Genomic DNA, 22,068 nt, shown 5'->3' on the forward strand with positions numbered 1-22,068 from the left:
TGAGAAGCCTATATCTATTAATCGCGGTTTTAATAACCATGCTGGGTGCATTTAGTGCCCAGGCACAGACACAATTTACGTACTCGACGACCTGCCAGAATGATAGTGTTAGATTTGAAATTGCTGAAGCGGACCTCGCAGGCATAGACTCCGTAAGATGGTATTTCGGCGACCCGGCCTCCGGCGCTGCGGACACATCCCGCAGAATCAAAGGCGCCCACCTTTACAATACCGTCGGTGCCTACACTGTGCAACTCATCGCCTACAGAGCAGGCGTACCGTCAACCTCTACCACGAATCTGAACATTGTGGCACCCGTTATCTATGATTTCGGCCCTACCGATCAGACCCTCTGTGATAGTACAACCATTACACTGACCGCACCGGACGTACCCGGCGCCACGTATGAATGGCAGGACGGCTCTACCGGCCGGAGTATCCTTGTCGACAGCATGACCACCTATAAGGTAAAGATCAATGGCTGTCTTGTACCCGATTCCGTTAACATCTTTTATACACCCGTTCCGGAAATAGATCTGGGTGACAGCAGTCTGATACTGTGTCTCGGTGAGACCATCGAACTGGATGCCACAGCTCAGAACTGTACCTACATCTGGAACACCGGCGCTATCACACCTAACATCATCGTACACAGCGATGTGGCGATGCCATCCACCCCATACATCGTTACGGCTGATGCACAGGGTTGTGGCCTGTACCGCGATACGATCTATATCGCCTTTGCCGGTACGGAACATCCTTTCTCACTGGGTAAAGACACCATTCTTTGTCCGGGAGAATCCATCACACTGAATGCGACCACACCCGGCGCTACCGGCTACCGCTGGGGCAACCGCGCTACTACACCAACCACCACGATCAGAAGTAACTGGGATCTGTGGGTATTTGTAGAAATCAACAATACCTGCGAAGTACTGGACACGATCCTGATCCGCTATAAACCAGACAGAGAACTTGATCTTGGCAATGACACGATCGTATGTAAAGGCGAGACCCTGGTACTGAAAGCAGATTTCGGAACAGCTTCCTACCGCTGGCAGGATACCTCCAAACAGGCGACCTTCTATGTGAGAGAAACCGGTTATTACTGGGTAGAAGCAAAAGTAGGCCGTTGTATAGATCAGGATACGATTCATGTACAGTTTGAAGATACCTTACGTACGAACTTAGGCCACGACACCCTGTTATGTATGGGGACAGTATACAATCTGCATCCTGACGGAGCTGGTATGAATTATAAATGGCAGGACAGTTCTTCGTTACCGATCTTCCCGGTCACACAGGCAGGACACTATGCGATCGTCGCAACTAACAGCTGCGGACAATCGATCGATGAAGTGGATATTGCCTTCCAGGAATGTGGTTGTCAGGTATACCTGCCTACGGCCTTTACGCCAAATGCAGATGGCGTGAATGACTACTTCCGACCGAAATTCCGATGTCCCATTACAGAATTTGAGCTGGTCATTTTCAACCGGTGGGGCCAGCGCATCTACTACACCACCGATCCGGATGTAGGATGGAAAGGAACCTGGCAGAAAGGAAGAGTACCATTTGGCACCTATGTCTGGATGATGGATTATAAAGTGGTATCAACAGGAGAGAAAGTGAAGAAGACAGGTTCGGTAACAGTGATCTACTAAGACAGGTACAATACAGGATAAAAAGCGAAGAGCGTCTTGCCGGTGGCAGACGCTCTTCGCTTTTTATGTTGACAGCTTTATTACTGTGGTGTGGTAAACGTATGAAACCTTGCGATGAACTTCGCTGTTTCACGTTTCTTGAAAGGTACATCCCAGGTACCGTCATAGGTAACCAGTGCGGGGATCAGTAAACCTTGTTGTTTCGTCATCTGCACATCCATTTTCACATCGAAATCGAAGAGCATTGTTTTGTAGGACAATGAATATTTACGTCCGACGATCTCGAAGTTATCTTTATTAAAATAAGTGATCAGTTCATTTACCACGACATCCCCCCTGTCCAGACTGTTCAGATCAGGTTTTGCTTTTGCGCTGAATACATAACAGGATACGCCGAGATATTCCTGGGAAGAGATCGCGAAGTTATAGAAGCGTTGTACTTCCGGATCGAAGATGGCGACTTTTCCACCGACGATGGGCACACCTCTGACAGGTTTACCCGGATTGAATATTAACTGCTTCAGCTGTGCTTTATGACGGGCCATACTACCTTTGGAGCTTTCGGGTTCTTCTCCGGTGGGATCGGCACAGATAGTTCCTTTTGTAAAAAAGAGGTTACCGTATAACTCTGCGGTGTAGTAATTATAATTGCCTTTTTTATCGAAGAAGTCGCCGGTAATATTTTCAGACAGCACTTTCATGGTACGGCATCTGCCCTGCATAGATTGTATGGTCTGACTTTTCAGGGACGCCTGTATTTCGTTGCTTTTATTATAGATGCGGATATCGTTGTCGGCGGTATAGCCGAGCAGGTGCAGATTTTTAAATGCGCGGTAAAAAGTAGTATCGTCTTCTACTCTTTTGATAAAGCTGTTGACGTCAAAGCCTATACGTTTGGCTTCTACGATCACTTCATCCAGGTTAACAGTCATTCCTTTGTAACGAGCTGTATCCTGCGCATAGGTTTGCTGAAAAAATAACAGTGTGACAGTGTAGATCCAGAGTTTTCGCATGGTGCGAAATTATGTATTTTCTTGTTAGCTGGCTTTTCCTGCGACGTACATCTGATCAAGCGTAGGAACCGGGCTACCACCTTTTTTCTCGAGTGTGATGGCAAACATCTCTGCATTATCGATGGGTTTCATCTTGTGCAGCAGTTCATCTTTGTTGCCTGTTTCGAATACACCCATATCAACGGGTTTACCATCAACAATGGCCCAGAGCTGGTATTGCTTATCAGCAGCGGGTTCCGGCAGGTTATTCACCATGACGAACACTTCCTTGGATTGCTGATTCCAGTATACGGTAGCGAGTGCGGATGGGAAAGGTTTGGTGCCAGGCATCTTTACCGCTTTCATGGAAGGACTTTTAACGATGTTCATCGAAGTTTCCATTTGCTCGAGGCGGGTGCGATAGAGATTAGATTCTGACGCCAGTGAATTTTGTGAGGAGAGTAAGGCTTCGTAGCGGCCTTTATAGTCATTGATCTGCCCGGAGTATACGTAATTCATATACAGGCTACCGAGCAGTGCGACAAACACGGCAGCTGCAATCCAGCGCCAGGCGCTGCTTACGTAAACTTTTTCTTCATTTGGGAAAGCGACTTCAGTTTGTTCAACATAAGTTCCGTTTTCTCTGGCAGTCTCTTCGTCGGCAATGATACGGAGGATATTCTGTTTTAATTCAGGAGCTGGTGGTTTCGCCTGTAATGTAACGTAGTGTTCCATATCGAGCTGACAGTCATCCACTGCAGCTCTCACTTCCGGATACTGCGCCATGCCGCGTTCCAGCTCCTCTATTTCGTTGGAGGTGGCGAGTCCGCTAACATAAGCTTCGATCAATCCGGACGATATGAAACGTGATGCGTCCACTCTTATACTAATTTTAACAAGTTTCTTAATTGGATAATTGCGTTCCTCATTCTCGTTTTCACGGTACCCAAAGGAATTTCCAGCACCTTGGAAATTTCTTCCTGGGTGCAACCCTTATAGTACGCTAAATCAATGATGATTCGTTGTTCCTTAGTTAATTTTTCAAGAACCTTTGAGAGTCCAAGATGGTCAACGGATGGGTGTACAGTTAAATTACCTGTATATAAATGTACGTCATCTCCAATGTCTTGGATTTTCTGATCCATTTTATGTGCCTTCGAGCGGAGCGTATCAATTGCGGAGTTACGTGTAATATTGAGCATCCATGTGAACAGACGTCCTTTGCTTTCATCGTACCGGTCTATATTACGCCAGATTTTAAGGAACACTTCCTGCAATACATCATTCGCATTGCTTTCGTCGTTGAGCACTTTCAGTGCTACACCGTACAAAGCAGGCGAATATCGGTCATACAGGTAGCCGAATACCTTCTGGTCTTTGGCTTTTAGCCCCTGCACCAGCTCAGATTCCGTATATGTGAACGCGGATTCCAAAACAGTTAAAAATTTTGTTAAAAATACTTTTCACAGTGTTCACCACATTTCAGCTGCAGGTGCTACAGTACTCGAAACTGTTACCAGTACAACCTGATGTTCCAATCCAAATAAGTCCTAAAATGATGGTTAATGGGAATGCAATAATAAAGGAAAGATAGCAATTATTACGGAATAATTGATAATGAGCGCTATAGTTGGAGGAAAGGAGTAAATGAAGCGTTAAGGTCAACCTGCCACTTTACCGGCGACGAACATTTGTTCGAGTGTCGGTTCAGGGCTGCCGCCTTTCTTTTCGAGGGTTACTGCGAATACCTGGGCATTTTCAACTGACTTCACCTTTTGTAAGGTATGCGCTTTTGCGCCCAGTTCAAATACACCTGCATCGATGGGCTTTCCGTTGACGATAGCCCAGAGCTGGTATTGTTTATCAGCAGGAGGCTCAGGTAATGCCTGAGCAAGGATGAATGCTTCTTTTGATTGAGGATTCCATCCGATGGTGGCGAATGCACCGGTATGTTTACCGACGCCGGGCATGCGGATCCATTTGAAAGAAGGATCTTTCATCAGACCCAGTTCTTTATGTGCATAATCGAGCTGTTCTTTCAGCGCTTCTTTCTCTGCGGAAAGAGCTGACTGTTCATCCTGCAGGGTAGCAAGCTGTCCGGTAACGCTGTCTGATTTGCTGTATGACATGATGTTCATGCTCACACTGCCTATCAACAGCGCGATCGCTGCTGCGGCGGTGTATTGCCAAACACGGGATGGAGAGCTGTTTGTCCCTTTATCTTCGGAGAAAATGTCTTCGTATGTTGCTGTACTTAATGCAGGCGTTGCGGTAGCGACCGGTTCTTCGCGTACATCGTCTTTGTGTAAACGTTCCATCAGCTGGCGTCTGATACCGGCCGGTGGCTTTTTGGCCCACAGCTGTATATAGTACTCCATATCCTGTTGAATCGCATCGGCAGCAGCCTTTACCTCAGGATGTTGCTGAATGGCGCTGACAACCTCACGTGATTCTGGTTCTGATAGTAATCCCGTAACATGGTTTTCAATAACACCGGACGATATGTAACGTTGAACATCCACTTGCTTAGATCTGTTTTAAAATATTCCGCAATTGTATGATCGCATTACGCATCCTGGTCTTCACCGTTCCAAGAGGGATGTCCAATATCTTCGCAATCTCATCCTGAGTGCATCCCTTATAATAAGCCAGGTCTATAATAACACGTTGTTCCTTGCTGAGTTGTTCCAACACTTTCACCAGTCCGAGGTGATCTACGGACGGATGAATAGCCAGCTGGTCTGACGCAAGAGCGTTGCTCCCTAATTCTGCAACTTTTTGTCCCATCTTATGGGACTTTGAGCGGAGGGTATCAATGGCAGTATTACGGGCAATGTTCACCATCCAGGTAAACAGACGTCCCTTTTCGCTATCATAGCGTTCGATACCGCGCCAGATCTTGAGAAAGATTTCCTGCAGCACATCACCGGCTATCGTCTCATCGTTCAGGACTTTGAGGGCGATACCATATAATGCCGGTGAATAATGATCATATAAGTACCCGAAATGCTTTTCGTTCCTCGCCTTGAGGCCAAGTACCAATTCGGATTCTGTATATGTGACTGCTGCTCCCAATGTATTGTATTAGTTTGCAGGCACTAAAATAAACGGGTTTTCTTACATTACAAAATTTTCACTTGTTTTATTTGTGAAATATCATCTTGTAATCCACGTTGATCTTGCCTTTGGAGATATCATCCAGCTTACCTTTGATCATTCTGCGCTTTAATGGCTTCAGGTGATCGATGAACAGTTTACCATCAATATGGTCGTATTCATGGAATATCACACGGGCGGTAATGCCGGTAAAGGTCCTTTCCTGTGGCTGGAATTTTTCATCTACATAACGCAGCGTTACGGATTCCGGACGGTATACGTCTTCACGCACTTTCGGGATACTGAGACAACCTTCGTTGTACGCCCATTCTTCTCCGCCAGTGCTTACAATATGTGCATTGATAAATGCCTGTTTGATCCCGTTATCGCCAGGGTAGTCTTTCTTCTCATCATCTTCCAGGCTGTTGATGATCTGTTCACTGTCCACTACAAACAGGCGGATAGGTCTGTTGATCTGCGGAGCAGCCAGTCCAACACCATTTGAAGCATACATGGTTTCCCACATATTGGCAAGCAGTTGCTCTAACTGAGGGTAATCAGGGGTTATATCTTCACACATTTTACGTAATACCGGATGACCGTAAGCAACTATAGGTAGAATCATTTTATATTTTTTTCGAAATGCAAAGGTAAGAATGAATTAGGAATTACTTGTTCTGCAAGTACTCCTGCAGGATGATTGTGGCGCTGATCTCGTCAACCAGTCCTTTATTCTGGCGATCTTTCTTTTTGAGTCCGCTGTCAATCATCGTCTGGAAGGCCATTTTAGAAGTGAAACGTTCGTCCACTTTTTTTACAGGCACCTGTGGAAAGTTCTTTTCAAGGATACGCACACACTCGATCACCAGCGGGGTCGCATGTGTAGCGCCACCATCCAGGTTTTTGGGCTCTCCTATCAGAAACAGTTCCACTGCTTCCTGTGCCAGATATTTTTTCAGATAAGGAATGAGATCGTGGGTCGCAACGGTGGTCAGACCGCTGGCTATCAGCTGTAATGGGTCAGTTACTGCCAGCCCTGTTCTCTTCTTTCCGTAGTCAATTGCAAGTATACGCGCCATATTTCTGTTTTATCCGATGATGAACATATCTGCGATGGCGAATACAGCAAATACCACACTGGCAATACCGTTGGTAGTCATAAATGCAATATTGACACGGCTCAGATCATTGGGTTTTACCAACAGATGCTGTGACACCAGCATAATAATAAATACAAGGGCGCCGATCGCATACAGCCAGTGGAACTGACCATACAGGCCGATGATCACTGCCAAGGCGCCTGCTACCACGTGTAAACCTTCGGAGAAATGCAGCGCTCCCGCCTTACCCAGCCAGGTAGGAATAGAATTTAAAGCCAGGGAACGATCAAATTCTTCGTCCTGCAGGGAATAGATAATATCAAAACCCGCTACCCAGCACAATACCAGGATGGATAACAATACCGGCAATACCGCAAAATGACCGGTCACTGCCAGGTAGGCTCCCACCGGCGCCAGGGATAATCCCAATCCCAGCACCAGGTGACAAAGCGCGGTAAATCTTTTAGTATAACTATAACCCAGTACCACCAGCAATGCTACCGGCGATAACAGGAAACATAAGAAATTAATGAACCAGGTAGCCGCCATGAACAGCAGACAGTTCACGATCACAAATATGAGCGCGTTCTTTTCTGTGATCACACCTCTTGGGATCTCACGCTGTATCGTACGTGGGTTTTTCCTGTCGATATCAGCATCCAGATAGCGGTTGAAAGCCATCGCTGCACTACGTGCGAAAACCATACAGAGCACTACCAGTAAAAACAACTGCCAGCTGAAAGAGGCGTCCGTCTTGATGGTAGCGATGAAAAAGCCTGTCAGTGCGAAAGGCATCGCGAAGATGGTGTGGCTGAATTTTACCAGCGATAGATATTTATTAACCGTTGTGATCATTGTGCCTGTTTGTTTTTCAGTTTTGCAAAGATATCCCAAACCACAATACCAGTACTCACTGAGATATTCAAAGAGTGTTTCATACCGGATTGCGGTATTTCGATACAGCCTTCCACCATTTTCATTACCTCCGCATCGACACCGGTAACTTCATTTCCAAAAACCAGCGCAAGTGGCTTATCTGTCGCAGGCGTGAACTGATCCAGCATGATACTGTTTACCGCCTGTTCTACCGCCATAACGATATAACCTGCCTCCTGCAATGCGGCTACTGCTTCGGTTGTCGTTGCAAAGTATTGCCATTCTACCGTTTCAGTCGCGCCCAGGGCAGTTTTCTGAATATCCCGGTGAGGAGGCACCGGTGTATATCCACAGAGAACAATGCCCTGCAGGAGGAATCCATCCGCTGTACGGAACACTGATCCTACGTTATGCATACTGCGTACATTATCCAGTATCAGTACCAAAGGAGTTTTATCTGCCGCCCGGAACTGGTCAACCGTCTTACGGCCCAGCTCATCCATGCTTAGTTTTCGCATTTTGCAAAAGTACGATAAAATGTAAAGTGTTCAGGGACTGAAGGGTTCTGCAGGGGACCAGACGCCTGGATAACATTCCAACAAGATAGCTAAACAATTGTTTTTCAAAGGAAAACACATCTTCACAGCCCTCAACAGGGATGTGTACATCTCAAATTCAGCACATCCGCACATTATTATATATTTGCCGAATGGCAAAAAGCAAATCGGTAGAAACCCCGCTCATGCAACAGCACAACGCCATCAAGGCCCGTTACCCGGATGCTGTGTTGTTGTTCCGCGTGGGAGATTTTTATGAAACTTTTAATGACGATGCAATCATCGCGTCCAGGGTCTTAGGTATTGTACTCACCAAAAGGGCCAATGGTTCTGCTTCACAACAGGACCTGGCAGGTTTTCCCCATCATTCCCTCGATACTTACCTGCATAAACTGGTCAAAGCGGGTTATCGCGTAGCAGTATGCGATCAGCTGGAAGACCCTAAAATGGCTAAAGGTATTGTGAAACGTGGTGTAACTGAGATGGTCACTCCGGGTGTGGCGGTGAATGACAAGCTCCTTGAAAATGCCAGCAACAACTTCCTGGCAGCCGTTCATTTCGGAAAAGAACTGAACGGTGTAGCATTCCTTGATATTTCTACCGGTGAATTCTTTGTCGCCCAGGGTAATCTGGAATATGTGGATAAACTTCTGCAAAGTTTCAAACCGGCAGAAGTGATCTTCGCCCGTCCGCAACAGAAACATTTCAAGGAACAATTCGGTTCCAAATTCTATACATATACACTGGAAGAGTGGATCTTCACGACCAACTACGCAGAAGAAACCCTGCTCAAACAATTTGAGACGCATAGTCTGAAAGGGTTTGGCGTGGACGGTTTACCTGATGCTATCATTGCTGCCGGTGCCTGTCTGCACTATCTGCGTGACACAGAACATCCTCACCTGCAACATATCACCAACATCCAGCGTATCGAACAGGACGATTTTCTCTGGATGGATCGCTTTACCATCAGGAACCTGGAACTGCTGGGCAGCAGTGTGGAAAACGGTCATACCCTGCTGAAAACACTGGATACGACGGTGACCCCTATGGGCGCCAGACTACTGAAACGCTGGATGGTATTGCCCTTAAGGGACATCAAACAGATCAACGAGCGACTGGATGTAACCGAGTACTTCATCAAAGAAACTGATCTTTCAAGGGATGTACTGCAACATCTGAAACAGACAGGCGACCTGGAAAGACTTGTATCCAAGATACCACTGCGGAAGATCAATCCACGCGAAGTGATGATGCTGGCGAAAGCACTACAGCAGGTAGAAGGTATCAAACAACTGCTGGCAAAGACAGGTCATCCTTATCTGACTGCCATTGGGGAGAAGCTGAATCCATGTCCGGGCATCCTTTGCCGCATCCTGGAACAGATCGTTGAAACACCACCTATACTGGTGAGCAAAGGCGGCGTTATACAGAACGGTATACATACAGAACTGGATAACCTGCGTACAATCGCACATTCCGGTAAAGAATACCTACTACGCATTCAGCAGGCAGAATCTGATGCTACCGGCATTCCAAGTCTGAAAGTAGCGTTCAACAATGTGTTCGGTTATTATCTCGAGGTAACAAATGCGCATAAGAACAAGGTACCTGAGAACTGGATCCGTAAACAGACACTGGCCAATGCGGAGCGTTATATCACACCTGAGCTGAAGGAATATGAAGAAAAGATCGTAGGTGCGGAAGAAAAGATACTTGCACTGGAAATACAGTTGTTTGATGAATTGCTGCTTGCCCTGCAACCGCACATTCAGGCTATTCAGCAGAATGCACAGCTGATGGCGCGACTGGATTGTCTGCTGAGTTTTGCCAATAATGCGATCCAGTATAAATACCGTCGTCCGAATGTCACAGAGGGTTATCACCTGGATATCCGCGAGGGCAGACACCCGGTTATTGAAAGAGGTTTACCACCGGGAGAAAGTTATGTAGCGAATGACATCGTACTGGATAAAGAAGAGCAACAGATCATCATTCTGACTGGTCCTAATATGAGTGGTAAGTCCGCATTGCTGCGACAGACCGCCCTCATTACACTGATGGCGCATATGGGTAGCTTTGTACCGGCAGCGGCAGCGGAGATCGGTCTGACAGACAAAATATTTACGCGTGTAGGCGCTTCCGATAACCTGAGTGGTGGAGAATCTACCTTCATGGTTGAAATGAATGAAACAGCCAGCATTATCAACAATATCACACCAAGAAGTCTGGTAATACTCGATGAAATTGGCCGTGGTACCAGCACATACGATGGTATCTCCATTGCCTGGAGTATCGTGGAGTATCTGCATGATATGACGCCGCATAAGCCTAAGACACTTTTTGCGACACACTATCATGAGCTGAATGAGCTGGAGAATAAACACGGCCGTATCAAGAACTATCATATCACCAATAAAGAATCCGGCAATAAGGTGATCTTCCTGCGCAAACTGGCGCCAGGTGGTAGTCGTCACAGCTTTGGTATACATGTGGCACGTATGGCGGGTATGCCTCCTCAGTTGCTGCAACGTGCGAATGAAGTACTGTCACATCTTGAACAGAAACATATTGATGCACCACTGGAAAAGCATGTGAAAGAGATGGCGGGTCCTACGCAGAAAGTACAGCTGAGTATCTTCGATGCGCACAGCGATACATTCAAAGAGATCAGGGATATGTTGAATGATGTGGATATTAACAGACTGACGCCGGTGGAAGCCTTGCTGAAGCTGAATGAGATTAAAAACCTCTTGTAGACAATCAGGAATTAATTTTCTGATTGCCTTAAATGATACATAAAAAGAGAACGGTCCTTCAAGTGTGAAGGACCGTTCTCTTTTTATGTATGCAGTGGACTTTTTGTACTTAATTACTCATGAGCATTCACGGTCGTTTCACATCTTTCTCCTCATCTCCTTTCTCATACGGCAGTGACATGATGATCATCGTCATCATTTCATCTTTTGTACGCATAGCGCCATAGACGAGTTGTGGCGGGAAGGATGGATTGGCGGCGTTATTCACAGTATTATCATATTTGCCTTCAATTGTGAGTACCGTCCCTTTAGGGACCTTTACCATTTTCGGGAACCAGTATATTTCCTGCCAGTTGAAATCCCATTGCGGAATGGATATGAGACGGATCGTATCCTTTTCCGGTGTTACAGCATATGCTTTAAAGGTCTGGCCTAAGAGGTGCATATGCGGCCATACATATAAGAGGGATTGTGTTTCGGTGAGTTTTACGTTCATTTTAAAGCTCTTTTCCACATTCGCAGGAATATAGAAGAAAGGCTCTATCTCCTTCTCTCCTACACCACCGGAGCCATAGGTAGTGGCCCTTATCAGGCGTTTTACCGGCTTCTTTCTGAAAAAGAACTGTACTCCACTAATTACTTCCTCATCTTTTCCTACAGGCGCATAATGGACAGTCAGCAGTACGACACCCCGTTTGGGCATTACCCATCCGATATCTTCGGGGTATGATTCGTAGCTGCTGCCGGGAATCCATCCACCGAAGTATTTCATCTTTTTACGGTATTGTACGTATTGCTGGTAATAATCAAGGTGTGACTCTGTGTTATCCACATAGTCTGCCGTATTGTTAAAATCTGCATCCGGCACATCGTTGATCTCATAGTTGGCGTGATGAATGACCTTGCGGTTATTCGAAGTAAACTCAATCGCTTCGACGGCTACGGAATCCGGTATTTCGAATGGCAGTTTATATACGATGAAACGTTCTACGTTATCTCCTTTGAGGGTATAGGCGGTATTCATTTTCACCACGAGATCAGGTGGACGATGGAAGAGCGTACCATCTACAAAGGTTTGCGGTACTTCTTTTACCTCCCCCTCTCCTTTCGGCATACCATGTTCTGCCCAGTCACCCAGGAGTTTAATTTCTTCATCGCTCAGTCTTCTTTCATTCGCGAAAGTGACGTAGTGCGGATCAGGTTTCCATGGCGGCATATAGTGGCTTTCCGTCACCCGTTTAATAAAGTTGGCTCTTTTGGCGACCTCGTCATAGGTCACAAGTGAGAAGGGCGCTGCTTCACCATGACGATGACAGGGTGTGCAGTTATGGTGAATGATGGGCGCAATATGCTGGGACCAGGTCACCTGCTGTGCGGAAACGTGGCGCAACGGCAATATCAGCAGGAGGCAGCAGCAAAATGATCGGAAGACTTTGTGCAGCATTTTCACAGGAATAAGGAATCAGTTAAGAACTGTAAGGTAGAAAAAAACGGGGAAAGGCAGGGGCAAAAAAAAGGGCCGGCATAATGCCGGCCCTTTTTCGGATATCATTACTGGAGATTACTGAGCATCCCAGAAGATTTTCGTGTCGCGGGTATCTTTAGAAGAAACTTTGCTATACTCGCTAGCATTGTACAGTTTCTCGCTGTTTGGATACAGGAGACGTTTAGGAGGCGTTGGAGCCTGAGAGTTACCAACAGATGGGAACTGCAGCGCAGGATAATCTGTTCTTCTCAGCTCAGCCCATGCCTGACCGGCCTGCAGTACGAAGAAGTGCTCCCATTTCTGGAGATAGATCTTCTGCAGTTTTTCTGTAGTAGTACCGGTGTAAGCGATAGCCGCTTTAGCCAGGAACGTATTTACATCAGCAGCTGCCGGAGAAGCCAGTGCAGCGCGGGAGAAGTTGTTCTGACCTTGTCTCTTGATAGCAGACTGGTTGATACCGTAGTAGAAGTCGATAGACTGTCTAACACCATTGGTATATTCAGTAGCTGCATCGCCAAGACCCCATCTTTCGAAAGCTTCAGCTTTCAGGAAGCTAACTTCAGAAGCGGTGATGATAACACCTGGAACGTTGTCGTTGTAAGTGAAAGTAGCAGTATCGAATACAGCGTACAGGCGGGCCTGATTGTCGTAGTCACCTACACTACCATTCCAGGGGAAACCTTTGTAACCATTTTTATCATCTTCATCAAACATTACAGCCAGACGAGGATCTCCATTAGCTTCCTGTACGGTATTGATCAGATATTCCGGAGCGAAAGGATAACCAGTAAATACGTCAACCAGGTCACTTCTTACAGCGGTTGGACTTTCTTTGAACAGAACGTTCTGTGCATTGGAAGTGATCAGCGGGTAAGTAGTAGCATTGCTCAGCATAGCAGTAACTTCTGTTTTTGCTGTTGCTTCGTCAACTGATGGGTTAGAGATACGCATTAACAGACGCAGACGCAGAGAGTTTGCGTAACGCTGCCATGCAACCAGGTCACCTTTCAGGAGGATGTCGGAACCAGTCAGTTCAGACTGTACATCGCTCGCAAGCGTTACTGTATCCAGGTAAGTGTTGATCGATTTCAGATCAGCAATGATTTTGGTATACAGTGCTTTTGAATCATCATATGGTGCATTTGTAGTAGTACGATCAGGTGTATTCAGACTGTTTGATGCAGAGAAAGGAATATCACCCCACATATCGATCATCTGCGCAGCCTGGTCGTATACCAATACTTCCGCACATTTCAGGAACACCTGGTTTCTTGACTGCTGTTCAGCAGACATCTGACCAATAGTAGTCTGCATTTCGCGATAGCTACTCATGATACCAGGACCATTGTAGTTATAATCCGGGCTACCACCATCGTCAGCACGTACACCTGCGTAGAAGTCTGTCCAGCGACCTTCCAGGTAGGAAGGGTTCGGGAAGTACATCTGATTACCAGGAGCAGTTGCTACCATCTGTGAATAGTTAGCCAGTACCGGCATCACAAAGGTGTAGTAATCGTAATAGGAAGGGTGTATTCTCTTGTTCAGGTACATACCTGACAGGAGCTTACTTAAGGAACCCTCAGAGATTTTCTCCGGGTTGTTATAAGACTCCTCGATCTTTTTAGCGCAGGAGCTGAACAGGCCAGCCAGCGTGCAGACAAGGGCTATATTTATGAAGATTCTTTTCATTATTTTCTATTTATCCAATTTTACAATACATCTTAGAAACGAGCACGGATGCTAGCACCGAAGCTTCTGGTAGGACCAGCAGTACCATCATCGATACCCTGAGATAACCAGCTTGAACCAATCGCAACCTCAGGATCAAGACCGTAAGGCAGAGATTTGTAAACATACAGCAGGTTACGACCGATCACAGACACCTGCAGACCCTGGAAGTGCAGTTTATCAGAGATAGACTGAGGAATGTTGTAGTTCAGCGCTACTTCACGCAGCTTGATGTAGTTGTTATTGAAGATTGCACCAGTGTAGTCACCGTTACCACCCCATGTAAAGTTGTTCATGTAGTAGTCAGCAGCAGAGATCACTCTGTCGTTCGGAGTACCATCAGCTTTAGTACCTGGCAGGATCATACCGTCGTGACGGGAACCATTAGCAGCCAGTACATAAGTGTATTTAGCAGGATCCTGAGACGCTTCATCACCAGTTGGGTTGTAAGACAGACCACCACGAGCAGCATCTCTGTACTGCAGGGTAGATTTGAACATACCAGCACCGATCATGTAATAAGTCGGAGTAGAGATCAGCTTACCACCGAAACGGTAGTCAAGTGTGAAGTCCAGAGAGAAGTTTTTGTAGCTAACGGTATTGGAGAAACCACCCACCAGTTTAGGCATGATGTTACCTGCCTGAACGTATTCGCTGGTGTTGATGGTATACAGACCATATTCGTCAACCATTTTGTTACCCTTCGCATCGTAGTTGTGTGGGTGTACATAGATATTACCTAATGCATCACCTACCTGAGAGCGGATAATTGCATAACCGTTGTCAACGCTTCTGCTATCCAGGAAAGTCTGGCCATTAGGCAGGCTTGTCAGTTTGTTTCTGTTGATAGCGAAGTTGAAACGGGTATTCCAACGGAAGTCTTTGCTTTCGATCGGAGTTGCAGAGATAGCAGCTTCAAAACCGAAGTTAGAGATATCTCCTGCGTTTACCATCTGGCTGGAAGCACCGGAAGATGTAGCTACTGATCTGTAGAGGATCTGGTTAGATACCTTGTTGTTATAGTAAGCGAGGTCTACGCTGATCTTGTTGTTCAGCAGTCTTGTTTCCAGACCGAATTCAGACTCTCTCTTTTTCTCAGATCTCAGCTTACCGTTACCGAACTGAGTACCGTTAGGCTGTTGGTACAGTAAGTTAGCGTTGTTATAAGTAGCACCGTACTGAGTGTACAATACGTTAGACTGATACAGGTTCGGGTGGTTACCTACGAAACCGTAAGAACCTCTGAACTTAGCATAGCTGATCGCTTTTGGCAGTTTCACCACTTCAGACAGGATGAAACCTGCGTTGAAGGATGGGTAGAAGTAAGAGTTTACAGCTACAGGCAGTGTACTTGTAGACTCATAACGACCAGTACCTTCTACGTAAAGGAAGCCTTTATAAGCGAAGTTCAGGATACCGAAACCAGCAACATCATACTGGGTAGCACGTTCTGAGCTTGCGTTCAGCTGCTGCGCAGAGTTACCTACGCTGAACCAGTTTTCAGTTACCAGACCACCGTTGGTTGCTACTCTGTTATATCTGTAAGTAGTCTTACGAGCAGTGTAACCACCTGTTACGGTCATATCCAGATCTTTTGTCAGCTTAGGATTGTAGATTGCCATCGCATCACCATAGAATATGTTGTTGTTTCTGGAATCTGTAGCGTACATACCGCTATAACCAAGCCTTGCAGGTCTTTCGTTGTATCTCATATCTGCAGAGGACATGTTGGTGAAATCTCCACCTACTCTACCTCTCAGGGTCAGATTATCCAGCACTCTGATGCTCAGGGTTGCGTTATTCACGAAACGGTTCTGCGTTTCGTTGAAGCTGTTACGCAGGTTATCCCAGAAGTAGTCCATCAACTGGCTAGCTCTGATATTGTACAGGAATTTATCTTCCTGACCATAGCTGGTGTTGTTGTACAGTACATACTTGTAACCATCTCTGGTCTGGAATCTTGTCTTATAGACATTCATATCATCGAAACGGCTGAAATAACCACCATAAGAGTTAGTTACGTTATTCAGAACGTTTGGACGGTTGTGGTTGTAGAAGTTGTTGTATGTAGAGATCACATCTAATGTTACTCTTTCATGCAGCTTCAGTGTACCGTTGAAGTTGAAGTTATTTTTGTACAGGTTACTTCCTGGCATGATGCTCTTATAATCAAGGCGGGTATAAGAGAAACGGAAGCTACCTTTATCATTTGCATTGGAAATAGCTACGTTAGCGCTAGAGTTGTAACCAGTCTGATAAAAATCTTTGTAGTTATCAGGCTGTGCCTCATACTTTCTTTTTGTTCCATCAAAATAAGTTACCTCACGGCCGTCGAATTTCGCACCGAACTGACCATAAGCTCTGTAGTAAGGGTGGATAGCGCCATCTGGCTCAGTGAACCAACCTTCAGCACTCTGACCGCCGGTAGCAGACAGGTTCAGTGCAGGGTTGTAACCCGGACCGTACTCGTTCTGATAGTCAGGAGAGCTAGCCAGTTTTTCCTGTGTGTAAGCGTAGTTGAATTCAACACCCAGACCTCTGCCTTTAGCACCTTTCTTGGTAGTGATTACAACAACACCGTTGGTTGCTTCAGAACCATACAGCGCAGTTGCACTCGCACCTTTCAGGATAGTCAGGCTTTCGATGTCCTGTGGGTTGATGTCACCAGCACCGTTATTATCGATACGGCCATTGCTTGTACCGAAGGTGTTAGATGATGGATTGCTGAAGTTTCTTACAGGCACACCATCAATTACATACAGTGGCTGTGTGTTCAGACCGATAGAAGAGACACCTCTGATCTGTACAGAAACGGCGCCACCAGCACCACCTGGAGCAGTGATGATCTTCACACCCGCAGCTTTACCATACAGTGCAGAACCGATGGTAGGGCTGGCAGTCTGCGTTAATTCTTTAGAGCTCACAGTGCTTACGGCATAACCCAGTGCACGTGATTCTCTTTTAATACCCATTGCAGTAACAACTACCTCATTCAGGTTTTTGTTATCTTCTTCCAATGTAACATTGATAGAAGTTTTTCCGGCAACAGGAATTTCCTGGGTAACAAACCCTACATACGATACGACTAATGTGCCTTCAGCTGAAACCGACAGCTTGAAAGACCCGTCCGGGTTTGACATAGCGCCATTAGAAACACCCTTTTCTTTAACGGTTACGCCAGGGAGAGGAGTACCCTTGGCATCTTTGATAGTTCCCGTCACTGCTATCTTAGTCTGTGCTAAAGCAGTAAAGCAGCAGCATAAGAAAAGCAATGTACACACTAAGAGAGATCTTCGCATAGCTTTCTTTTGGATTTTAGTTTATTATGTTTTGTTTAGTCCTTATGAAACACACAGGTATAGATGCACCTCTCCCATTAAGAGGTAACACATTTATGTTCCTTCATAAAAAATTTACTTGCAATGCTGAGATTAAAAAGCAGATTTCGATATACCGCCTGGCACAGTTTCCTTCTTCTTACAATAGACTAGCTTACGAAAATGGTACCGGGGATAAATAATTCGGCATAGGTATTTTAGATATTTATTCCCGCTACTTCCATTGTTGAATTTCCATTGTTCTACATGTCCCTATTCTTTCGCTTTCCTCAAATCACACATTAAATAATATTATTATTTCACTTCTGAACGCCAAGCTAAAAAATAAAAACAGAATGAGCAAGAAACATTTAACAGATTTTTGTGTTCTAGTTAACATTTGGGTTAAAATGATAATATTTCACAAAGAAATAAGAAAATAGTATTAGTCCTTATTTCACTTTGCTTTCATTTTTCAGGTTAATAGTTTCGTCTTCTTTCTCATATGTCAGGTAAAGCATCACAAGTGTTAACATTTCATCTGTCGATTTCATATCTCCACTCGAGTAAATCAGCCGTGGTGGCGACGATGGGTTAGCCGGGTTAGCAGCGGTGTTATCGTAGGTCGCCTCTATATGGATGATTGTACCCTTGGGTAACTTCAACAATTTCGGATACCAGTAGACCTCCTGCCATTTGAAGTCCCAGTCAGTTACTGATACCATTTTAACGGTGTCTCCAGTAGGTGTAACGCCAAATGCTTTAAACTTTGTGCCGATGTAGTGCATATGTGGCCACACATACATCACTGACTGATCTTCGGGCACTGTAACTTTCAGACGGAAGGTTTTCACTGCATCCGCCGGTATATAAAAGTAAGGGTCAATGTCTTTCTCACCCACTCCGCCCGATCCGAAACTGACTGCCCGGATCTCTCTTTTGACTGGCGTTTTGGTGAAAAACAACTGGATCCCACTGATATTATCTTCTTCTTTTCCAACTGGTGCATAGTGCAATGTCAGCAATATGACACCACGCTTTGGCATTATCCAGCCGATGTTTTTGGGATAAGATTCACAGGTAGCACCAGGAATCCATCCGCCGTAGTAGATCATATGCTGGCGAAACGGCACATATTGCACATACTTGTTCCGGTCATCTTCTGTGAGATTGATATAATCCTGTCCGGCGTAAATATCCAGATTCTGGTCAGGTACTGCGTCAATCTCATAATTTGCATGATGGATCACTTTCCGGTTGCTGGACACAAATTCGATCGCTTCCACATTCATATCAGCTGCTAACTCAAACGGTATCTTATACACAATAAACCGTTCTTTATTATCGCCCTGGATATGAAAAGCTTTTGGCATCTGCAGCACGGTATCCGGCTTACGGTTATAATGTGTTCCCTCAACGAAATGTACTTCCTCCTGTGGGGCCACCTCTTTTCCTTTCGGCATTTTATTGTCAGCCCATTCAGCGATCATGGCAATCTCTTCGTCCGTCAGTCTTCTTTCATTAGCAAAAGAAGTATAGTGACTATCCGCTTTCCATGGTGGCATGTACCTGCTTTGGGTGACCTGTTTTATAAATGTGGCCCTTTTGGCAACATCATCATATGTCATAAGTTCAAACGGTGCAGCATCTCCTTTTTTATGACAAGGTGTACAATTAGCATGAATGATCGGCGCTATGTGCTGATTCCATGTAATCTTCTGCGCTGACGCAGCCGACATCTCCCATAAAAATATTGACAGTAAAATTATTACAACCCTGCACCGCATACTCGCCTGATTGGCATATTGAATTAATAGTTACTGATAAGACAACCGATCGGTTGTGTAGCATAAGTCAGATCGCTTCCTGACAAAAGGTTTTCTATCGCCAGCGACAGGTACAGCTTTGTTGCTTTCGCACGTTTGGTACCCAGACCGGTCACCCAGTCATCGATCAGTCCTCTGTAATATTCCCGTCCGTTCTCTCCTATCAGCAGGGCTTCCGGTGTAACGGTTGCTCTCAGTGATGCTGCTGCATGTTTGTCAGGGTCCATTAGTATGGGAAAAGTAATTTTGTAGTCTTTGGCATATTCCGCAACTATCTCTCTCGTGAACGTTTTGCCGCTCACGATACCATAGAACTGTATTTCAGGATATTTCTGCTGCATTGCCTGCAACACGGGGGCATAGTTTTTACATAAAGGACACTCTGGTGAAAGAAACAGGTATACAACTGCTTTTCCTCTTGGCTTTATGCTATGCGTTTTTCCGTTGTAATCTTTCAGGCTCTCTCCTGTTGTAAATCCGGTACCTGCTATCAGTTTTGTCGTAGTGGTTTGTAAGGATAGCAGTCCTGCCAACAGGACACACACAAGTAGTTTAGGCATAGTGACTTTCGTTTTCTCATAACAATAAATCCGATCGTTGATGATGCGGCGTGGTACACAACCAGCGCTCAGGCTCTCATAGATTCTTACAGATGATCCGGTTGATTAAATCCCTTAGATGTTTTTCACGTGGAAGCAAGATACAATAAAACAGGTAATAAAAAAACTCCATGCATGATGCATGGAGTTTTCCTTATATCTCATGAGTACTAGTGCTTAGCCCACCAGAGCGGCGTCAGTACAGCATCTGTTCCTGCAAGGAGAGAAACGGCCTGCTGATAACCGGCAGGGTTGCTGTTAGACAGGCTGCTCGGGTATCTGATACGCTGTGGGAAGAACTTGATGTCGCTGGTCATATAGTTGCTGGCAGTCAGTGCCGGCAGGTTTGGCAGCGGACGTTCGATCGCCGGATTTTCATAGAACGGCAGACCTAATCTACGCTGATCGTTCCATGATTCCAGTGGTAACCAAGGTACCTGCGCAATGAATTTCTGTGTAATGATCTTCGTCAACGCGTCGTTCTTAACAGTACCACCTTTATACAGTGTGTTGGAAGGATAAAGGATGTTAGCAGTACCAGGCGCTTTTGTATAAGCATCGATGTAGTTCATCGCGTGTGTAGCAGGAGGTTCTGCGGTATGTCCCCAGCTTACGGAAGTACCAACGTTATTGTAGGCAGTTGAAGTCAGGTATGTACCCAGGAATTGCGTTACACCCCAGTATTCGAAGCTTTTTGCAATACCTGTTTCATATGCAGCCTGTGCAGCTACCGGCGTGGCCCAGCCTCTTACAGCAGCTTCTGCCATCAGGAAATAAGTTTCCCAAGGTCCGAAGAAGATACGCTGAGAAGTACTGTTTCTGAAACGCTGTGCCAGACGAGGATTTGTACCAGGGTAGGTATACAGGAAGTTCTTAGCCCCTTTCTCACCCCAGTCACCGGTAGTAGAAGCATTCCATGTAAATGTAGCATCTACTTCACCATAACCATCCATGTTGCGTTTTACAGTTTTCGCATCATTGGTATAGGTTGGATAAGGAGAGAAATCTGCGTTGTTAAACTGACCAGGAATGATAAATGCTTTATAAGCACGTGGGTCCATTACTTCATGCAGACCGTCAAACCAGTAACCGATCGTTGGTTCGTTAGACATGGATGCCATGTGATTGGCAAACTTCAGACCGATGTAAGCAGCAGGTTTGATATAGGCCTGCAGGGAATCCGGCAGCTGTTGCTGAGAAGTAACGCCACCCAGACCGATATACAGGTTGTTCAGTGTAGCTGACAGCAGCTGTGCGTTCCACTCACGGCTCATTACACCAGTCAGGTCATCCCATCCTGGTTTCTCCTGTACTTTGAAAGTATGATCAGCATCAGTGATCAGCATACCTGAAGCAGCCGCTGCTTCAAATTCCGCTTTCGCTTTTGCACCATCTACTTCAGACAAACGCATTGCCAGACGCATACGCAGAGAGTTCGCATAACGTTTCCATTTTGCATAGTTGAAACCGTATGCCGGATCAAAACTACCTACTCCATCTGCATTAGCTACTGATTCGTCGATAGCTGCAACGGCTTCGCTCAGTTCTTTCAGTGCGTAGTAGTACACATCTTTCACACTGGAGAAAGATGGGTTTGAGCCCTGGAAGCCTTCGATCGGCATTGGACCAAAGTTATCAGACGCTTCGCTCAACAGGTAGGCACGCCAGATACGCGCAACCTGTAAGAGATTTTTGGTGTATGGTTTCGCGGTGTTGTTAGCAATTCTTGAATCTGCCAGTTGCACTGCCAGATTCGCACCATTCAGCCAACCAGATACCTGGTTGTAGTAAGCGGTTGTCCATCCGTCATCATATCCACCACTGGATAAACCACCCTGTCTGTGCTGACGGCCGGCTGTTTTCCAGTACAGTACGAAAGAACGTTCCGCTACGTCAGGGTTCATCTGCGCACCGGTAATAGAACCGTTGATCGCATATTCAACCTCAACCTGATTTTCGTTTGCCGAATTCGGATCGTTGTTGATCTCCTCGAATTTGGAGCATGACTGAAACAGCATGCTACCGGCCATTAATATACAAGCACTCTTTATTATACTTTTCATAAAAT

The 22,068-nt window shown here is 45.7% G+C and carries 17 protein-coding genes; 2 read left to right on the top strand and 15 right to left on the bottom strand.

The features are described from left to right. Positions 1–38 precede the first annotated feature (38 nt). On the top strand, positions 39–1,664 hold the full coding sequence (locus BMZ72_RS12945; protein ID WP_218155242.1) for a T9SS type B sorting domain-containing protein: 1,626 nt from the start codon (positions 39–41) through the stop codon (positions 1,662–1,664). Positions 1,665–1,744: 80 nt separating this feature from the next. Here the strand turns inward: BMZ72_RS12945 and BMZ72_RS12950 are convergent, their stop codons facing one another. The 9 genes from BMZ72_RS12950 to BMZ72_RS12990 form a co-directional block, all read right to left on the bottom strand. After that, positions 1,745–2,677, bottom strand: coding sequence for a hypothetical protein (locus tag BMZ72_RS12950; RefSeq protein ID WP_089808897.1), 933 nt, complete (start codon positions 2,675–2,677; stop codon positions 1,745–1,747). A 24-nt stretch (positions 2,678–2,701) separates the two neighbouring features. Beyond that, complete coding sequence (locus BMZ72_RS12955; protein ID WP_089808898.1) at positions 2,702–3,535, bottom strand: anti-sigma factor; 834 nt, start codon at positions 3,533–3,535, stop codon at positions 2,702–2,704. A gap of 2 nt (positions 3,536–3,537) precedes the next feature. Beyond that, positions 3,538–4,089, bottom strand: a complete 552-nt coding sequence (locus tag BMZ72_RS12960; RefSeq protein ID WP_012789579.1) for an RNA polymerase sigma factor — start codon at positions 4,087–4,089, stop codon at positions 3,538–3,540. Positions 4,090–4,317: 228 nt separating this feature from the next. Beyond that, entirely contained in the window at positions 4,318–5,178 is an 861-nt protein-coding gene (locus tag BMZ72_RS12965) for an anti-sigma factor domain-containing protein (RefSeq protein WP_089808901.1), read from the bottom strand. 4 nt (positions 5,179–5,182) lie between these two features. Beyond that, a complete protein-coding gene (locus BMZ72_RS12970) occupies positions 5,183–5,698 on the bottom strand; it encodes an RNA polymerase sigma factor (protein WP_255373190.1) in 516 nt (171 codons plus the stop codon). A 100-nt stretch (positions 5,699–5,798) separates the two neighbouring features. Next, positions 5,799–6,377, bottom strand: coding sequence for a peptide deformylase (gene def, locus BMZ72_RS12975; RefSeq protein ID WP_089808906.1), 579 nt, complete (start codon positions 6,375–6,377; stop codon positions 5,799–5,801). Positions 6,378–6,420: 43 nt separating this feature from the next. Next, positions 6,421–6,831, bottom strand: coding sequence for a Holliday junction resolvase RuvX (ruvX, locus tag BMZ72_RS12980; RefSeq protein ID WP_089808908.1), 411 nt, complete (start codon positions 6,829–6,831; stop codon positions 6,421–6,423). 9 nt (positions 6,832–6,840) lie between these two features. Then, entirely contained in the window at positions 6,841–7,707 is an 867-nt protein-coding gene (locus tag BMZ72_RS12985; protein WP_089808909.1) for a UbiA-like polyprenyltransferase, read from the bottom strand. Next, on the bottom strand, positions 7,704–8,246 hold the full coding sequence (locus BMZ72_RS12990; RefSeq protein ID WP_317043488.1) for an RNA methyltransferase: 543 nt from the start codon (positions 8,244–8,246) through the stop codon (positions 7,704–7,706). Before BMZ72_RS12990 ends, BMZ72_RS12985 begins: the two co-directional genes overlap by 4 nt. A gap of 191 nt (positions 8,247–8,437) precedes the next feature. Between BMZ72_RS12990 and mutS the strand changes: the two genes are divergently transcribed. Further along, a complete protein-coding gene (mutS, locus tag BMZ72_RS12995) occupies positions 8,438–11,044 on the top strand; it encodes a DNA mismatch repair protein MutS (protein WP_089808913.1) in 2,607 nt (868 codons plus the stop codon). Positions 11,045–11,171: 127 nt separating this feature from the next. Here mutS and BMZ72_RS13000 read toward each other — a convergent pair whose 3' ends face one another. The 6 genes from BMZ72_RS13000 to BMZ72_RS13025 form a co-directional block, all read right to left on the bottom strand. Next, positions 11,172–12,488 carry a monooxygenase gene (locus BMZ72_RS13000; protein ID WP_089808915.1) on the bottom strand — a complete coding sequence of 439 codons (1,317 nt, stop codon included), beginning with the start codon at positions 12,486–12,488 and terminating at the stop codon, positions 11,172–11,174. A 117-nt stretch (positions 12,489–12,605) separates the two neighbouring features. Next, a complete protein-coding gene (locus BMZ72_RS13005) occupies positions 12,606–14,219 on the bottom strand; it encodes a SusD/RagB family nutrient-binding outer membrane lipoprotein (RefSeq protein WP_089808916.1) in 1,614 nt (537 codons plus the stop codon). Between the two features lie 32 nt (positions 14,220–14,251). Next, a complete protein-coding gene (locus tag BMZ72_RS13010) occupies positions 14,252–17,557 on the bottom strand; it encodes a SusC/RagA family TonB-linked outer membrane protein (RefSeq protein ID WP_089808918.1) in 3,306 nt (1,101 codons plus the stop codon). A 470-nt stretch (positions 17,558–18,027) separates the two neighbouring features. Further along, a complete protein-coding gene (locus BMZ72_RS13015; protein ID WP_255373191.1) occupies positions 18,028–19,314 on the bottom strand; it encodes a c-type cytochrome in 1,287 nt (428 codons plus the stop codon). Between the two features lie 71 nt (positions 19,315–19,385). Next, the gene (locus BMZ72_RS13020) at positions 19,386–19,961 is read right to left on the bottom strand and encodes a redoxin domain-containing protein (RefSeq protein ID WP_089808920.1); all 576 of its coding nucleotides are present in this window, start codon (positions 19,959–19,961) and stop codon (positions 19,386–19,388) included. A gap of 209 nt (positions 19,962–20,170) precedes the next feature. Next, positions 20,171–22,063: a SusD/RagB family nutrient-binding outer membrane lipoprotein gene (locus BMZ72_RS13025; RefSeq protein WP_089808923.1), complete on the bottom strand. Its 1,893-nt coding sequence runs from the start codon at positions 22,061–22,063 to the stop codon at positions 20,171–20,173. Positions 22,064–22,068 lie beyond the last annotated feature (5 nt).

The sequence above is a fragment of the Chitinophaga sp. YR627 genome, from assembly GCF_900114995.1.
Lineage (GTDB): Bacteria > Bacteroidota > Bacteroidia > Chitinophagales > Chitinophagaceae > Chitinophaga.

Excerpts from the sequence above, each read along its gene's own strand:
- BMZ72_RS12945 (WP_218155242.1), top strand. The coding sequence starts at position 39 with ATGCTGGGTGCATTTAGTGCCCAGGCACAGACACAATTTACGTACTCG.
- BMZ72_RS12950 (WP_089808897.1), bottom strand. The coding sequence starts at position 2,677 with ATGCGAAAACTCTGGATCTACACTGTCACACTGTTATTTTTTCAGCAA.
- def (WP_089808906.1), bottom strand. The coding sequence starts at position 6,377 with ATGATTCTACCTATAGTTGCTTACGGTCATCCGGTATTACGTAAAATG.
- ruvX (WP_089808908.1), bottom strand. The coding sequence starts at position 6,831 with ATGGCGCGTATACTTGCAATTGACTACGGAAAGAAGAGAACAGGGCTG.
- BMZ72_RS12985 (WP_089808909.1), bottom strand. The coding sequence starts at position 7,707 with ATGATCACAACGGTTAATAAATATCTATCGCTGGTAAAATTCAGCCAC.
- BMZ72_RS12990 (WP_317043488.1), bottom strand. The coding sequence starts at position 8,246 with ATGCGAAAACTAAGCATGGATGAGCTGGGCCGTAAGACGGTTGACCAG.
- mutS (WP_089808913.1), top strand. The coding sequence starts at position 8,438 with ATGGCAAAAAGCAAATCGGTAGAAACCCCGCTCATGCAACAGCACAAC.
- BMZ72_RS13000 (WP_089808915.1), bottom strand. The coding sequence starts at position 12,488 with ATGCTGCACAAAGTCTTCCGATCATTTTGCTGCTGCCTCCTGCTGATA.
- BMZ72_RS13005 (WP_089808916.1), bottom strand. The coding sequence starts at position 14,219 with ATGAAAAGAATCTTCATAAATATAGCCCTTGTCTGCACGCTGGCTGGC.
- BMZ72_RS13010 (WP_089808918.1), bottom strand. The coding sequence starts at position 17,557 with ATGCGAAGATCTCTCTTAGTGTGTACATTGCTTTTCTTATGCTGCTGC.
- BMZ72_RS13015 (WP_255373191.1), bottom strand. The coding sequence starts at position 19,314 with ATGTCGGCTGCGTCAGCGCAGAAGATTACATGGAATCAGCACATAGCG.
- BMZ72_RS13020 (WP_089808920.1), bottom strand. The coding sequence starts at position 19,961 with ATGCCTAAACTACTTGTGTGTGTCCTGTTGGCAGGACTGCTATCCTTA.
- BMZ72_RS13025 (WP_089808923.1), bottom strand. The coding sequence starts at position 22,063 with ATGAAAAGTATAATAAAGAGTGCTTGTATATTAATGGCCGGTAGCATG.